Raw genomic sequence first — 17,134 nt, 5'->3', positions numbered from 1 at the left:
GGCCTTCGAGATGGATCTAAGCAGAGGTCGCGGCACCAGGACGGTGATTGCGATTGCTGCCATCCCTTCGTCCCCGCGCGAGAGTCCCTGATGTCCCACAACCCGTCTTCCGCCCGCACTCGCTCGTTCCTGCATCGGGCCTTGCTCGCGAGTGTCAGCATGGCGGCGCTGTTGGCCGGTCCGCAGGCTTACGCGCGTCCTTTGGGTGGAAATACGCCGATGCCGTCGCAGGCAGCGCAATCGGCATCGCAAGAGGCGTCGCGGGCCGCGCAGCAGGCGGCTAATTCGCTCAAGCGGGCCACGCAGTCCATTCAGGCCATGCAGGCGGCGCAGCAGGCTGCCCGTGATCTCGCACGGACCGCGCCGAGCACCGTGCAAAACGGCCTGCGGTCGGGTGGTCTGGTGGTGATGCCGAACGCGACGCCAGGCGCGACCGACGGCGGTGCTGGATTGTGGCAGGGCGCAAATCTGCCGACCGAGGCGAAGAATGGCGCTCGCACCCAGGTCACGGTCAAGCAGAACCAGCAGAAGGCGATCCTGACCTGGAAGGAATTCAACGTCGGCCGCGAGACGGATCTTTATTTCGACCAGCGCGCCGGCGGGACCGACGCCAAGAACTGGATCGCGCTGAACCGTGTCGATCCCAGCGGCGCTCCGAGCCAGATCCTCGGCTCCATCAAGGCCGAGGGGCAGGTCTACGTCATCAACCGCAACGGCATCGTCTTTGGTGGCGCGAGCCAGATCAACGTCAACACCTTGGTCGCGTCAAGCTTGAGCCTGTCGAACCAGCAGTTCCTTGCCGGGATCAATACGTCCATCGTTGTCAGCAATGGGCTCGCCGGCTACATGCATCTGCCGCAGTTCGGCGATTACAACCCGAACCTTCCCGATACGACCAAATCCGCCGATCCGGCCAACCCGGTAGGCCAGCCTGCGCCTTTCATGCCGGCCAGCGCGCCGGGTGACGTCACCGTTAAAGCCGGCGCCGAGATTGCGGCGGCGAGCGGCGGCAAGGTAATGCTGTTCGCGCCCAAGGTCATCAATAGCGGGCAGGTCAGCGCACAGGACGGCCAGGTGATCATGGCCGCCGGCGAGCAGATCTATCTGAGAACCAGTATAAGCACCCAGCCCGATGTCCCGGCTGCCGTGCGCGGTCTCGACGTCGCCGTCACAGGGCAGATGCCATGGCTGTTCAACTACGATCATTTGAGGGGAGCGCTCTCGGGTCTGCCGCTCAACGACCCGAACAATCCGCCACTCTACTCGGAGTCGCCCTATGGCCTGAGCCTCCGCGAAATCATCCTTCCCCTGATGGAGGCGCGCGCGGCGGCGGTCGGCTACCAGGTCGTGAATAACGGCATCGTCGAGGCCAATCACGGCAACATCACCGTGATGGCGCGCGGCATCGTCCAGAATGGCCTGCTCTCGGCCTCGACGGCGCTCAACAACCGCGACGGCTCCATCCGGCTGCTCGCCTACAGCAACGGCATGTTGGCCTCGAGCGGGAGCACCGATCCGGCATTTCTGTATTGGCAGACCGGCAGTTTGCACTTGATGCCCGGAAGCGTCACGTCGGCCATGCCGGACCTCTCGGACGCGAGCGAAATCGAGCTGTCGGCGCTTTCCACGCGTTACAAGCCGGGCCGCGTCGAACTGCGCGGCAATCTCATCGACATCCAATCGCAGGCCAACGTCATCGTTCCCGCCGGTACAATCAGTGTGGTCGCGAGCAGTGCGGCGCAATTCGCCGATGAGCCCGTCAGCGGTGAAACGCCGCTTCATGACGGCAGCCGGATCTATATCGGCGAGGAGGCTTATCTCAGCGTCGCCGGCTTGAAGGACATCGCGATCGCAATGGATCGCAACTTCGTCGAGGCCGAGTTGCGCATCAATGAATTGCGTGACTCGGTCCTTTATCGCGACTCGTGGCTGCGCGGTCAGAAGATCGTGGTCGACCGGCGCGAAAGCGGTGCTTTCACCGATGGTCCCATGGCTGGTGTAAGCTGGGGAGGTGCTGCGGGCTCATGGGTCGGAACACCGCTGGCGGATGTGTCGGCTTGGATCGGCGTCGGCAAGACCGATTTGGGCGAATTGTCGACGGTCGGCGGTTCGATCTTCATCTCGTCGTCTGGCTCCATCGTCACACGAACCAGTTCTATCCTCGATGTGTCGGGCGGGTCGGTGCGTTACGCAGATGGCTTGGTCAAAACCACCAAGTTGATTGGCGCCGATGGGCGCATCTACGACATCGGAGACGCCAGACCCGATCAGGCCTATGTGGCTTTCGCCGGCGGCTTCACCCGTTCGCACGACCGCTGGGGCATCACGGAAACCTGGACGAGCCCGCTCGGCAAGACGGGCGCTCGCTACGAGCGCGGTTACACGGAGGGCCGCGATGCCGGCTCGATTCAGTTCTACGCCGCTGAAGGTGTTGTGCTTGAAGGCAGCTACTGGGGTGGGGTTGTCGTCGGCGAGCGCCAGGCCGCCACGGGCAAATACGCCAAGGCGGGCTCGCTGACCTTCGGCGGCAAGGACGACAGCGACAGGTTTTGGCTGCTCGACAAGCTCATCATCACCGGCAATCCAGTCATGTTGCCGAAGGATTTCACCGCGACGACGGCGCTCGATGCGTCCTGGTATTCTCCCCCTCCGAACAAGAGTTATCTTCCGGAGCGCACCACTTATCTCGACTCCGGCGTGTTGGCTGCATCCGAGCTGCGCAACATCGAGCTTTATGTCTCCGACGATTTCACTCTCACGCAGGGCACGACCCTCAATCTGACGCCGCGCAGCACGTTCTCGGTGCTCGCCAATTCAGTCGACACTTACAGCCAGAACTTCCGCATCGATGGCACGATCCGCACAGCCGGCGGCACGGTCAACCTGTTCAACGCGGAGAGCGTGAAATTCGGCGCCACCGGAGCCATTGACGTCAGTGGCCATTGGGTCAACGAACTGACCAACGGCGCGGCCGCACTCGCGCCGCAGGTCGATGGCGGCACCATCACGCTCATGAACGCGCAGTTCGATGTGGGCGCGGTGCTCGATGTCTCGGGCGGCGGTTGGCTGAAGAATCGGAGCGGCAAGCTGCAGACGCAAGCCGGCGACGGCGGCACGATCCAGCTCAACACGATCGATATGGCTGAATTCGCCAAGGCTGACCTGCGCGGCTATTCGGCCGGCTCCGGCGGCTCCCTGGCGTTTTCGACGACCGGGAACCTGCAGATCGGCGGCGATGTGCCGGCGGCGGCCGACATCTTCCGTCTGCCCGAGACGCTGTTCACCGAGCGCGGCTTCAGCTCCCTGCACATCGGGGCGGGCGGCAGCATTATCGTTCCGGCAGGGGTCACAGTCTCTCAACTCGCGCGCAGTGTGGACCTCACAGACGCCGCCCGCCTCGGCTCGGGCACGAAGTTCGCCGACATGGGGCCGCTCGTGGTCCTGCCACTCTCACAGCGCGTCAATCTCAAGCCGACATCGCTCTCGCTCACCGGCAACAATATTTCGATCGGTGCCGGGGCCATTGTCCAGACCGATATCGGCGGCAGCATCACTTTGGCGGCGTCCAACGTTGGCAGCGTGATCGAGATCGCGGGCAAGCTTCAGGCGCTCGCGGGGAAGATCAACGTTTCAGCAGGAACCGTTGCGGTCACCGACACCGGCGCACTCGTCGCAAATGGCGTGCCGGTTATCCAGACGGGTGCCTTCGGACAGCGCGATGGCGTGGTGCTCGGCGGCGGCTCGGTAAACGTCGGCGGGGCCGTTATGTTGCACGCTGGCTCGCTTATCGATGTCTCGGGCGCCAGCGGCGAAATCGACCTGCCGGTTTCCGGCGCCTTTGGATCGCATGCCACAAGGTCGGTTGCACTCGCCAGCAATGGCGGCAGCGTCGCGCTGTCGGGTTCGGGCCTGCTCGAGGGGACCCTGCGCGGCCATGCCGGAGGCAGCGGCGCGCGCGGCGGTGCCCTAACGCTGTCCTCGGTAACGGCGCCCTTGATTTTGTCCGAAACCGCGACGGCCCAGGCTGGATTGATCCTGCGCCCCTCGGCTCTGCACTCGGCGGGCTTCGCCGATCTCACTCTCTCTTCCTCTTCGACCATTCGATTGGCGAGCGTGGACCTCACGGTCGGAGGCTCGATCTCGATCGTCGGCGCGCTGGTCAACGGCAACGGCACCAGTTCACGCTTGTCGGCTCCATACATTTCGTGGCGCGGTGTGTCATCGAGCGACCCGACGCGCGCGGGCACGCTAACGCTCGCCGCCTCGCTCATCGACATCAACAGCGCATCCATTCGCGGCTTCGAACAGTCGGTGCTGGAGGCATCCGACATCCGGCTCACGCCGCTCCGGTTCGGCCTCGGGGCATCGCTCGACGTCGACGGCACGTTAGTGTTGAAGGCCGGGCAGGTCTATCCGACGTCGCAGACCAGCGCGACGATCAGAGCCTCCGACAAGATCGTTGTCCAGCAGAACGGCGAGGCCGGTCTCGCCTTGTCGGTCGGCGGCTCCTTGACACTCGAGGCGCCGGTGATCGAGCAGGGCGGCAATTTGCGCGCTCCCTTCGGTCAGATCACGCTCAAGGCCAGCCAGCGGCTGACGCTAGGCTCCGGCAGCGTCACCTCGGTGAGCGGCGACGGTCTCATCCTGCCCTACGGCAATCTTAGCAATAACGAGAGCTGGACCATCGTGACGTCGGAACTGGGGCAGCCGGTGACCATTGCCAGCTTGCCGGAAAAGCGTATCACGCTCGATGGCCCGAGTGTCGATCTCGCAGCCGGATCGGTGGTCGACATCCGCGGCGGCGGCGACTTGCATGCTTCGGAGCACGTGCCCGGGCCGGGCGGCTCACACAACGTGCTGTCGAGGCCGGGCCTCTATGCAATTGTACCGGCGCTGAACAATACAATCGGCGTGCCGGATGCGACGCTGCGCAGCGGCGATCGTATCTGGCTCGATGGCGGCAGTGGCATCCCCGCCGGCTGGTACGCGCTGCTACCGGCACGCTACGCGTTGCTGCCGGGCGCCTATGCCGTGCAGATGGTGAGCGGCTCACAGGGCGCGTCGATTCCGAGGTCTGTTGGCTTGACCGACGGCTCCACGATCATGGCCGGCTATCGCGGCAATGCGCTTGACGGCAGTCATGATCAGTTGCCGTCGTCCTGGCGCGTGATGTCGGGCGATGTCGTCCGCAAATATAGCGAGTACAACGAAGCTTTCGCCAATACATTCTTCGCCTCCGATGCCTTCAAGCTGACTCAGTACCGGCTCACCGGCCAGAATATCGTTACCCCGCGCCTGCCGATCGACGGCGGCTCGGTGGTGTTCAAGGCGACGCAGGACCTGATCTTGAACGGCCAGTTGCGCTCGCAGGCCGCAGCCGGCGGGCGCGGCGGCCTTGTCGATATTGCCGCACAGAAGATCGCGATTCTGGGCACAGGGCAGGACGCCGGCGCGCTGCGTGCCGACGGCTATCTGGTTATCGATGCGGTCAATCTGTCCGGCTTTGGCGCGGGCAGCCTGCTCGTCGGCGGCGTCCGCAGCGGTGACACCGGCGGCCTGCGAGTGGATGTGACAGCCGACAATATCATTGTGCGCAACGGCAGCAGCTCGGCGCTGACGGGATCGGAAATCATCCTGGCCGCAAGCGAGACGATCGACGTCGGCGCCGGCAGCGTCATCGCCGCGCGCGGCGAGGCGCCGACCGGCGCGGGCGATCTCGTAATGGCGCCGCAGGTGCCGCAATCCATCAACAATAATGGCACGTCCAACACGAGCGATGACTTCGTGGTGCCGGCACGGGACTGGGGCGCCCTGATCCGCGTCTCCAATGGCGATGCCGTGCGGGTCCGCCGCACCAACGTCGACACAACTGTCGGCGGGCAGGTCACCATCGGCGCCGGCGCCGTGATCGACGGCGGAAAGGCTTTGCTGATCGATGCCACCAGGAGCACCGCCGTCACCCAGGCGACGCTGTCGGGCGCAGCGCTGTCGCTCGCATCGGGCCGCATCGGGTTCGGCGGCGGTAGCGGCCTGGTGATCGATGCCGCGGCACTGGCCGCGCTCGCCAACACGCAGCATCTGACACTGCGCAGCTATTCCAGCATCGACTTCCATCGCAGCGTCGATTTGTCCGGCCTCAAGGCCGTGACGTTCGATGCGGCGGCGCTGGTCGGCTACGGCGCCAATCCGATTTCGGTCGCCGGCAATCGGCTGGTCCTGGAGAATACCGCGAGCACCTTCAGCGAGCCCGCCGGAGCAGGTCACGGCAGTCTGAGCCTTACGGCGGTGGAGTTGGCCTTTGGCGAGGGTGCGAAAGCGCTGCGCGGATTCGACACTGTCATGCTGATGGGCACGACGCGCATCGTTGGCGAAGGCAACGGTCGGCTCGATGCGGGAGCAGCGACGCTGACCTTCTCGACACCGGTGCTCACTGGCCGCGGCGGCGCCAGTCAATCTGTGACGACGACCGGTGCGATCGCGGTTGCGGCGAGCGGTTCCACCGGGCCGCGCGACCTCGACAGCCTCGGCACGCGCTGGAGCTTGACCGGCCGCTCCGTCGCCTTTGACGGTCGCATTGACGCGCTTGGCGGCGCAGTGGACCTTGCCTCCACCAATGGTGACGTCGTTCTCGCGGGGGGCTCGCTTATCGATGTCGGCGGCTTCGGAAAGCAGTTCTTCGACGTCGCTGAATATGCCGATGCCGGGCGCATTTCGCTGCGCGCGGTCGGTGGTTCGGTGCTGCTCAATGCGGGCGCGACGCTCGATCTCGGCTCGGCGCGCGACGCCGACGGGCGTCCGGTTGGCGGTGGGGCGGGTACGCTCGCGCTCGCATCGGACGGCAGCCAAGTGGTTCTGGATGGCACGATCAAGGCAACGGCCGCCGCCGGCCAGCGCGGCGCGTCCTTCTCGCTCGACATAGCCACGTTGCCGAATTTTGCTGCGCTCAGTCAGCGCCTGAACGAGTCAGGCTTCTCGAAATCACGCGCCTTCCGCGTGCGCTCCGGCGACGTGACCGTCGGTGGCACCACCCTGGCCGAGGAGTTCTCGCTTTCCGCCGACCAGGGCATTGTCACAGTTGCCGGCACGATCGACGCCCGTGCGCGCTATGGCGGCGCGATCGCGATCTATGGCGGCCACGGCCTCGTTATGACCAACGCCGCCGTGCTGCGGGCCGGTGCGACCGATACGGTGGATCATCTTGGCTCCGGCCGGGTGACGGTCGGCATTTCCGGCGGAGCGCTGAATATCCAGGGCGGTGTGATCGACGTCGCGGGCGGTGAGGGTGGCAAGGTCACCTTGCGCGCGCCGGTGATCGAGCAGCCGGGCGCCGACATCGTCAACGTCTCCTTCACAGGCACGATCGCCGGCGCGCGCGAGATCGTACTCGAGGGCTACAAGCGCTTCGATCTCGCTCAGCTCGCGAGCAATTCCAACTATGTCGGTGTCACCATCAACGGCAGCGGTCAGGCCGAGCTTGATCTTGCCGCCACGGCCGCGGGCAAGCTGAACGTCCTGGCGGATTACGGCGCCGGCACGTTGGTGGAGTTCGTGCGCGACTTCGGCATCTCGGCTGCCTACGGCGCACTCAGCGGGTTGGCGGGGCAGGCCAATTTCCATGCCCGCGCTGGCATGGAATTGAATCACACCGGCGACATCGTGCTCAAGTCCAACTGGAACTTGGGTGCGGGCGTTGTCGACCAGGCTGGCGCGATCGCTGCCGGCGTTATGGCCATCGATCCGATCCTCAACAAGCCGTACGTGGTGGCAGGCCGCCAGGGCGATCTGTTGGCCGGTCATACCACGATGGTCTACCGCACCGGCGGCAGCATCTTCCGCGAACCGGGCGTGCTGACTTTGCGCGCCGGCGGCAATCTCGTCCTTAATGGCAGCATCAGCGACGGCTTCTTCAATTTCGCTGATCCGCTCGATGCCGATTACGTGGCGAAGGCCAATTCCTACATTGCCGACTACAACCTGTTGCTAAACGGCGGCTTCAACAGCGGCGGCGGTAACTCGGCCCTTACAGGTTGGAGCGATTACGCCAGCACGACAGCTTTGCCGACCCGCTATCTCGGCTTGAGCTTCGGCGGGACACAGACCGCATTTATCACGAATGTCTTGCAGGATATTCGCGCCTCGTCGCTGCACGTGCCCTATAGCGCCGTTGCCAATTCACCGGCCGCCCAGGGAACGATGGCGGGCGGAGCGGGCGATGCCGTGAAGTACGCAGACCTCTTCCCGGGCGTTAGCCAGGGCGGCGGTCAGACGGTTGCGCCGGCCTCGTGGTCCTACACGCTGGTCGCCGGCGCGACAGCGTCCGGTCAGGCTGCCGATCCTCTGCAGCGCATGGCCGGCACGTCCGGCAGCATCCTGCTGCAGGAACAGCCGAGCTTTACCTACACAGCGAATCCGGTCCAGCAGACTCGTAACTCGGTGGTGATCGATCTCAATACCGGCTTCAGCATCTCGTTGGCGCCGAATACCAGCTCCGGCACAACCACCCCGGAAAACTGGTTGACCCCGATCACGAGCTTCAGCGGGGTGAACGACAATGCGACTGCGGTCGTCGCGGTCGGCAGGTCCGGGCAGCTCCCGGCGCGCGCGCTGCTTGACCAGCTCTTCGCCGAGTTTATCGCCGAGAAGGGACTGATGCGGAATTCGACGGACTCGGCGAAGGGTTACAAGATCATCGAATCCTCGTCGAGCGGCTACAACTTCGTCATGTCGGTGGCGAACTTCAAGTCATTCTACAACGAGAAGATCGTTCCCAATCTGCCCGCCATCCTCGCCACGTACACGCTGCCGGCGCCGCCGGTCGCGCCGGTCCAGATAACCGCCAGCGTTGCCACCCAGGTGCGCACAGGGGCGGGCGACATCAACATAGCGGCAAGCGGCGATGTCAAATTGAAGGGCGGCGCGTCGATCTACACCGCCGGCCGGCGCGACCTCACGGTCTTTAGCGATTTCACGACCGCGCCGGCAACCGCCAGTTACGGCGTGGGTGGTGGCCATCTTCGCATTGCCGCCGGTGGCAGCATCGATGTCTCGCTGCCAGCGGATCGCTCGCAGATGCAGCACTACACCGAATGGCTGAAACGCCAGGGAGCGGTCGATACGCCCTCCTACCTGTTCACTCCGGTCTGGCAGAGCGGCAGGCCGGATCGTCCCGCGGAGCAGAGCTCCTGGTGGATCGACTATGCGAATTTCCAGCGCGGCGTCGGCGCCCTCGGCGGCGGCAATGTGGACATCAGCGCCGGCGGCGATCTTAATAACCTGACGGTTGCCGTGCCGACCAACGGCCGTGTGCGCGGCGGGCGTACCGCCACCGAACAGAAGATCCTCGAGCTGCGCAACGGCGGCGCCATGACGGTGGAGGCGGGTGGTGCCGTGCGCGCCGGCTACTATTACCTCGGACGCGGCGCCGGCACGATCGAGGCCGGCGAATTCGCGGTTGGGCGCGAGGTCAAGATCACGGACGGCGGACGGGTGACGACCTATCCGATCGCGCCAATCCTCTCGCTCGGCGACGCAACGCTTAACGTGCACACCGCCGGCGACCTGCGGCTGCAGACATTCCTCGATCCGCTGATGGTCGGTAAGGGGGAAATCAATGAGTTCAGCTTCATGAGCGGCCAGACAGATCGCACGGCGCTGAGCCTCACCTCGACCGGCGGCGACGTGATCCTGGTCGGCGAAACGACCTATCTGTCCAAGGACCTGAACGTGACGGGCGGAACCTCAGACGCGTGGGCCAACGTCAACAACTTCGCCGGCAACATCTATCCGTCGAAGCTGCGCATCGCTGCGTTGAACGGCTCCGTGATCAACGAGTCGCAGTACAACACAAGGACGGGCTTGGTGCCGACGCTTTACACGCTGCCGGGCAGCAGCCCGGAGTTGCGGATTATCGCCGCGGACGACGTTCTTGTTGGCTCGATCCTCATGAGCCGCGCCACGCCCGCGATGATCCCTTCACCTTTCGAGCCGGTCGCCGGAAATACCCTGGTGCACGTCAACCTCAGCGGGATGCATAGCGTTTTGACGAATCCCATCGGAGGGGCGCCATCCACAGCGCACGCTCTGCACCTCTATAATCTGAGCAATCCCGCGCATCTGCCGAACGAGAACGACTACGAGCCGAGCCGCATCTATGCCTTAAACGGCTCGATCATCGGCACCACCTATAGCAAGGGCGTCTCGATCGCCACGGCCGGCATTACGGCGAACGAGCAGACCTGGTTCCGCGCCGGCACCGACATCCGCAACATCAATTACGATTTGCGCAACATCCATCCGACCGATGTATCGCTCGTCGAGGCCGGTAACGACATCCTCGGGGGGCCGATCTATGGTTCGATTTACATGCAAGGGCCCGGTGCCGTTGCGGTGAGCGCCGGCCGCGACGTCTATGCGCCCGAATTGCATATCATGACGGTTGGCAATCGCGCCTACGATAAGAACAACCGGCCGGTGGATTTCTCGCAGATCTACGGCCTGCCCGACCAGGGCGCATCGATCACCGTGACGGCTGGGCTCAAGGGCAAGCAGCCGTCCTATGAGGCCTTCATGGCCGCCTATCTCGATCCGGCGAATGTCGCCTCGATGCCGGACTATCTGGGCCTTACGCCCGTCGAAGCCGTCCTGCCTGATCCGACGACGCTCAAGCCAGGGGTCAAGATGAGCTCGTTGATCGGCGATTCCGTCGTGCCGCTATACCTGGCGAATGAATACCGGCTGGTGAAAGGCGGTTATGACGAGGCGAAGCTGATTGCCTTCGTGGCGAGTCAGACCGGCCGAACTTTGCCGGCGGACCAAGCCCTCGTTGCCTACCGGGGGTTGCCGGCGGAGAAGCAGCAAGCTTTCCTGTTTGCTTCCGGCACCTGGAAAATGACGCGCACCGGCATGGCGTCCTTCGTCGCCGACGTCACCGGTGAAACGCTGTCGCCACTCGACGCCTGGACGCGATTCAAGACGCTGCCGCAATTCACGCAAGAGCGCTTCCTGCGCCAGGTCCATATGCAGGAGCTGCGCGAGGCCGGGATAGACCAGAAATCGCCCGGCGAAGACGGTCAACCGCGCAATGTCGGCTACAACCGCGGCTATGCGGCGATCGAAAAGCTGTTCCCCGGCCAGGACTGGAAGGGCGACGTGACTGTCGGCAACGCCCTGTTCCGCACCATGGCGGGTGGCAATGTTGACGTGCTCACCCCCGGCGGCGGCTTGCAGGTGGCGGCGTTGGGCAAGGCCGCCCCGTCGGGTTACGGCCTGGTGACGTTGGGCTATGGCGACATCAATATCTTCGCCCGTAACAATGTCGTTGTGAACCGCTCGCGCATTCTCACCTTTGGCGGTGGCGACGAGATCATCTGGTCAACGGTGGGTGATATCGACGCCGGCCGCGGCGCCAAGACCGTCCGCGTGTCGTCGGCGCCGGAGGTCCAGACGGATATCGACGCGGTGACGCGCATTCTGGAGAAAGCCGACATGTCTGGCAGTGGCATCGGCACCATCATTGGCTTCACCGGCGTGGAGGAGGGCGACGTCCACCTGTTCGCGCCGCAAGGCACGATCAATGCCGACGACGGCGGCGTGCGGGTTAGCGGTAATCTCAATATTGGGGCCCTCTTTGTGCTGAACGCCGACAATTTCCAGGTCTCGGGTGAAGTCAAAGGTTTGCCGGCGAAAGAGAGTTCGGCGTCTCCCTTGAAGCTCGAGGGCGGCGACGCCAGCCAGAAGGCGGCTACCGACGCGGCGAAGGATGTAACGCAATCCGGTGCAGGCCAGCAGCCCTCCGTCATCATCGTCGAGGTGCTCGGCTTCGGCGGCGGCGGTGGCGACGCTCCGGTCAATCAAGACGAGCAGCAGGAGCGGCGAGGCGGTGTGAATGAGCAACGGTCTCAAAATCCGGATAGCGCCTACCAGGTTCTGGGCGCTGGTCAAATGACGGCGGACGAGGCCAGGCAGGTGATAGCCGAGCGCCGTCGCGTCTCCGGACGGCGATGAGGCGCGAACGATGGCGTATGATCTTCGCGTCCAGCCGCTGGACAACGCGCTTGATGCTTTTGGGGCGGTCAGCGCCCCTTCGGCATGATCGGCTTCAGTCGGCTGTTCCAAATCGGCCGGGTTGTGTTTCGGTCGCAGGTTCAGCGCTATGGCTGCGTCCAGAATCTTCTTGATCCGCTGACGCGTTTCGCGCGAGATCTCGCGCTGATGCCAGACATCGCGCAGAACGGCAATGATGTGCTCGATCTCGTCTAGCCGCAGCTGTGCAGCGGCTTGCAGATAACCTGCACGATACGCTTGAGCTTGTTGCGCGCAGCCTTGTGTTTCAAGCCCGCCTCATAGGTCTGCCGCCATTCCTCGGAGAACTCGCCGAACGGGCGCGATCCTTGGGCGCGGCGCTTCTCGTCGTTACGCCGGCGCCAACGAAAAGATAGTTCTTTGCGGTGATCTCCGGCTTTTCGGTTCTGAGCTGCATGGGGAATTCGAACTCCCGCCCCTCGCTAACGGGACCCCGTTTTTTAGATGCAAGGGAGATTCTAACTCAGATCGAGGGGCAGCATGGCGATGGTTGGCCTATGGCGGCCGGCGACCTCCCGCGACAAAGGAAGCTCTTATTTTACGATGCTTTGTGTGCCGGTCTGGTGACGGTGGGCGATGATGGATGAAACGCCGTGAAAGTGGGCATGGCGCGCTCGGAGAGATTCGAACTCCCGTACTAACATATTCAGATATCAAGAGGTTTTCGTTACAATTTCGTCCGAGGGACAAGTCGAGGGGCAACTGGATTTAATATGTTACTAGGGACCACTCAAGGGCAACTGTGTAACCAGCTCAAATTTCTATACTCGATTTGCACCTATTTCCGATTGCCTGGCCTGGAGGTCAATCTCCGACCGCTAACTCCAGGCGGCCTCTCGGCCGAATGTCCCATCAGCCATGGCACATGCGTGGGCTTCGATCTGAAGAGTTCGGCGTGGGACTCTGCCAAGCCAATTACGAGCTGTGGTCTTTCGAATAAGCGTTTCCCCCAGAGTCACAAATACAGCCCCGCTGATTGCTTGCTGCTGGCTGCGGAGATGATCTTCGAGGAGTTTATGCCGGATGATGTACCTACCCAGCGCCCCCGGAGGAACGGCGGTGAGCGGACATCGGCAAACGCCAATTCGATTGTTGTCAATTGGCTCTCGTAGAAGGATTTCCGGGCGCGAAATTGCCGTGGTCGGGCGGCAATATTGGAGCGGCCAGCGTCTCTACCGCCGCAAGTGTTAGGAAATCTCAATCGCGCCCCGTAGTGCCAGCTCGCGGTCCAGACTTGAGCCGTCGTGTTGCCGCTCTCAAGCGCTGTATCTCTTCGTCCATCTTTTCAGCTTCCTCTTCAAGCCGCATCATCTTCGATTTTTTCGGCGCGTCATTGCGGCGCAGCTTCTCGAGGACCTTACCGACGGAGAGTTTATTTATTTCGGCCATCGTATCCTCCTCTGCACCACGCGGGCGCTTAAATGCAAGCTTGAGAGTCTTGTTCAGCTAGACCCGCCGGAGTTAGTACGACGATATCGCGCTGAATGAGCCGGCGACCTTCAGGTAACCCCGTCCGCTTAAATGAAGAAAGCGTGCGGGATACCGTTTCGATAGTAAGGCCAAGATAGTCTGAAATATCGCGACGGCTCATCGAAAGGGCCATGACATCTGGCGCGGTCAGCTTGCCGTCGAGGTCCGGGAAGATGTTGATGGCCGCGTCCGTCACGAAGACGGTCTCGTCGTAGGCCGGAACGTCCATCACGAACACGTGGCTGATGCGACGCTCGGTGCGCAGGACCGCCGGCCTTGGCCGTGATGCTGCGCATGAGTTCGTCGGTATGCAGACTGCCCTTCATCAGCATCTCGCCCTTGGCCTGGTGGATCAGTTCGACAGCCTTGGCGGCGGCCGCCTCGCTGTGAGCTGCATCAACAATCTCGATCCCGGCGATTTCCAGCTCGTGCCTAGCGGCGGTGCTCCTGATCTTGGCTTCCGGGCGACCAGGATCGGTCGGATGATGCCGGCTCCTCCCGGCGCTGTCGAGTGCGCCACGCAATAACGTCTCATCGCAGGGCTGCACCACGATAGTCGGAACCGGATCGACCGAGCGGGTGGCTGCGATCAGAGTGTCGTACTTGCTCGGAGTTCTCGCGTGGGCGTTTGCAGTAGCATTCGTCATCATGTTGCCCCTGAGTTTCGCGCGGGACTATGTGGGCGAAAATGCTGGCCGCACGGCGTTCGCTCGGGATTGATCTAGATCAACAATGGCGCACCCGCCGATCTCAGGATTGGCAGAATGAACGCCAATGGGAGGCCGATCATGAAATCAGGCGCCGCGCTCAGGATGGAACAGGACAGCGGAGACGGTTGGAACGGATTCCTGCCGGGTGGTTGGCAGACGTCCATCGACGTGCGCGACTTCATCGTCCGTAACGTCTCGCCTTACACTGGCGATGAGGACTTTCTCACCGGGCCGTCGCAGCGCACCATGGCGGTATGGGAGAAGCTGCAGCCGTACTTCAATGACGAGCGGAAGAAGGGCGTCCTCGCCATCGATACGACGAATCCTTCCACGATGCTGGCGCACGAGGCTGGTTACATCGACCGCGACAACGAGGTCGTCGTGGGGCTTCAGACCGACGAACCGTTCAAGCGGGCAATCTTCCCATACGGAGGCCTGCGCATGGTCGAAGCAGGCATCAAGGCCGCCGGCTTCGAGCCGGACGCGGCCGTGCACGACACCTTCACGAAGTACCGGAAATCGCATAACGACGGCGTGTTCGACGCTTACACGCCGGAGATCATGGCCTGCCGCAGATCGGGCATCATCACTGGCCTTCCCGATGCGTACGGGCGCGGCCGCATCATCGGCGACTACCGGCGAGTAGCGCTGTACGGGGTTGACCGTCTTCTCGAGGGAAAGCGGGCCGAACGGTCACAGATCGACGACATGTGGCCAAGCGACGAGATCATCCGGACGCGCGAGGAGCTTTCCGAACAGATGCGCGCCCTTAAGGACCTGGCCGCAATGGCCAAGCGCTACGGGTACGACCTTTCCAAGCCGGCCATGAATGCTCAGGAAGCTTTCCAATGGACCTACTTCGCCTATCTGGGGGCGATCAAGGAGGCCAATGGGGCGGCGATGTCGATCGGCAGGATCTCGAGCTTCCTCGACATCTACATCGAGCGCGACCTGAAGGCGGCGATGCTCGACGAGGCGCGGGCGCAGGAGCTTTGGGACCAACTAGTACAGAAGCTCCGCATCGTGCGCTTCCTGCGTACGCCGGACTACGACGCGCTTTTCTCTGGAGATCCCTATTGGGCGACTGAATGCGTCGGGGGCATGGATCTCGACGGCCGTGCGCTCGTCACGAAGAGCAGCTACCGGATGCTGCATACGCTCTACAATCTGGGTCCCGCGCCCGAGCCGAACATCACGGTACTGTGGTCGAAGCACATGCCGGCCTCTTTCAAGCGATACTGCGTCAAGGTCAGCAAGGACACCTCCTCGCTGCAGTATGAGAACGACGATCTGATGCGGCCGTTCTGGGGCGACGACTACGGCATCGCCTGCTGCGTCTCGGCTATGCGACTGGGCAAGCAGATGCAGTTCTTCGGTGCGCGTGTTAACCTGGCGAAAGCTTTGCTCTATGCGATCAACGGCGGCCGCGACGAGGTTTCCGGAGACCAAATTGCGCCGCAGACCATGCCAGTTGCTGGCGAATTCCTCGACTACGACGAGGTCATGGCCAAGTTCGACATCACGATGGAATGGCTGGCGAAGACCTACGTGCATGCCATGAACTGCATCCACTATATGCATGACAAGTATTTCTATGAACGGCTGGAGATGGCGCTTCACGACCGCGACATCCTGCGAACCATGGCATTCGGAATCGCCGGTCTTTCGGTGGTTGCCGACAGCCTGAGTGCGATCAAGTTCGGGAAAATGCGGGTTACACGAGACGCGACAGGACTTGTTGTCGATTACCAGAACGAAGGTAACCAATCGACGCCGCAGTTTGGCAACAACGACGACCGGGTCGATCAGATCGCCTCCAGTATCGTTACGAGCTTCATGGAGAAGATCCGCAAGCATCCGACCTACCGGAACGCGACACACACACAGAGCGTGCTCACCATCACCTCGAATGTCGTGTACGGCAAGGCGACAGGAAACACCCCCGACGGCCGCCGCAAGGGTGAACCGTTTGGGCCGGGCGCGAACCCGATGCATGGCCGCGACAGCCACGGCTGGCTTGCCTCCTGCCTGTCGGTCGCCAAGCTCCCTTACAAGGACGCGCAAGACGGCATCAGCTACACCGTCTCGGTCGCTCCACAGAAGGCGCATCTGTCGGAGAGCCAACTCGTCGATGAAGCCGTCAAGGCCTTCGATGTCTATTTCGACCGCGGCGGTTTCCACATGAACCTAAACGTGATCGACAAGGAGACGCTCGAAGATGCGATGAAGAACCCGGCTAAATATCCGCAGCTCACGATCCGGGTTTCGGGTTACGCAGTGAACTTCGTCCGTCTGACGCCGGAGCAGCAGCGCGATGTGATCAGTCGTACGTTCCACGGCCAGATCTGAGAAGGGCCTCGTCGATGTCGACGCCCCAAGATCTTAAACCAGGCAGTCGCCACGAGCTACGGGTCGGGCTTTCTCCCGACGCGCCGGCCGATGACGACGTCAAGGATCGCGAAGGTTCTTTCGGGTATTGTCATTCCTACGAGACATCGTCGCGCTACGATGGTCCGGGCTTGCGGGTGGTTCTGTTCGTCTCAGGCTGCCTTCTGCGCTGTACGTACTGCCATAACCCCGACACCTGGCACCTCAAGGACGGGACTTATGTTTCCGTCGACCAGGTTCTACGCCGTCTGGAGGGCTTCGCGCCGTCGATCCGCACCCTGGGCGGCGGCCTGACCATATCCGGCGGCGAGCCGATGGTGCAGCTCGCCTTCACTCGCCGGATCTTCGAAGGCGCTAAGAGAATGGGCCTGCACACTGCGGTTCAAACATCCGGGTTCTTGGGCGACCGCGCGGATGAAGCCTATTTATCTGCAATAGACCTCGTACTTCTGGACATCAAAAGCTCGGATCCTGCGACCTATCGG

Annotated in this window: 6 protein-coding genes and 1 pseudogene; 4 read left to right on the top strand and 3 right to left on the bottom strand. The window is 62.8% G+C overall.

What is annotated here, in order from left to right:
• The first annotated feature begins 90 nt into the window (after positions 1-90).
• Positions 91-12,003 carry a filamentous haemagglutinin family protein gene (locus tag CP49_RS40810; protein WP_082646490.1) on the top strand — a complete coding sequence of 3,971 codons (11,913 nt, stop codon included), beginning with the start codon at positions 91-93 and terminating at the stop codon, positions 12,001-12,003.
• A gap of 84 nt (positions 12,004-12,087) precedes the next feature.
• Complete coding sequence (locus tag CP49_RS45650) at positions 12,088-12,258, top strand: hypothetical protein (protein ID WP_156438924.1); 171 nt, start codon at positions 12,088-12,090, stop codon at positions 12,256-12,258.
• Positions 12,259-13,278: 1,020 nt separating this feature from the next.
• Here the strand turns inward: CP49_RS45650 and CP49_RS40805 are convergent.
• The 3 genes and pseudogenes from CP49_RS40805 to CP49_RS48480 all read right to left on the bottom strand — a co-directional run.
• Positions 13,279-13,470 (bottom strand): hypothetical protein, encoded by a 192-nt coding sequence (locus CP49_RS40805; protein WP_057855715.1) that lies wholly within the window; start codon positions 13,468-13,470, stop codon positions 13,279-13,281.
• Positions 13,471-13,498: 28 nt separating this feature from the next.
• Entirely contained in the window at positions 13,499-13,684 is a 186-nt protein-coding gene (locus CP49_RS49580; RefSeq protein ID WP_420807693.1) for a helix-turn-helix domain-containing protein, read from the bottom strand.
• Between the two features lie 18 nt (positions 13,685-13,702).
• A pseudogene (locus CP49_RS48480) lies at positions 13,703-14,198 on the bottom strand (phosphate acyltransferase); the annotation flags it as partial.
• A gap of 141 nt (positions 14,199-14,339) precedes the next feature.
• On the opposite strand from CP49_RS48480, the gene pflB reads away from it, so the two are divergent.
• Together pflB and CP49_RS48475 are read left to right on the top strand one after the other, a co-directional pair.
• Complete coding sequence (gene pflB / locus CP49_RS40790) at positions 14,340-16,610, top strand: formate C-acetyltransferase (RefSeq protein ID WP_057855742.1); 2,271 nt, start codon at positions 14,340-14,342, stop codon at positions 16,608-16,610.
• A gap of 14 nt (positions 16,611-16,624) precedes the next feature.
• A partial coding sequence (locus CP49_RS48475; RefSeq protein WP_245311115.1) for a 4Fe-4S cluster-binding domain-containing protein occupies positions 16,625-17,134 on the top strand: 510 nt, incomplete at its 3' end.

This window comes from Bradyrhizobium valentinum, from assembly GCF_001440405.1.
GTDB classification, from domain to species: domain Bacteria; phylum Pseudomonadota; class Alphaproteobacteria; order Rhizobiales; family Xanthobacteraceae; genus Bradyrhizobium; species Bradyrhizobium valentinum.
This window is presented reverse-complemented; position numbering and strand designations above follow the sequence as displayed.

Coding starts and splice junctions, on each gene's coding strand:
- pflB (WP_057855742.1), top strand. CDS start 14,340: ATGAAATCAGGCGCCGCGCTCAGGATGGAACAGGACAGCGGAGACGGT.
- CP49_RS49580 (WP_420807693.1), bottom strand. CDS start 13,684: ATGGCCCTTTCGATGAGCCGTCGCGATATTTCAGACTATCTTGGCCTT.
- CP49_RS45650 (WP_156438924.1), top strand. CDS start 12,088: ATGATCGGCTTCAGTCGGCTGTTCCAAATCGGCCGGGTTGTGTTTCGG.
- CP49_RS40810 (WP_082646490.1), top strand. CDS start 91: ATGTCCCACAACCCGTCTTCCGCCCGCACTCGCTCGTTCCTGCATCGG.
- CP49_RS40805 (WP_057855715.1), bottom strand. CDS start 13,470: ATGGCCGAAATAAATAAACTCTCCGTCGGTAAGGTCCTCGAGAAGCTG.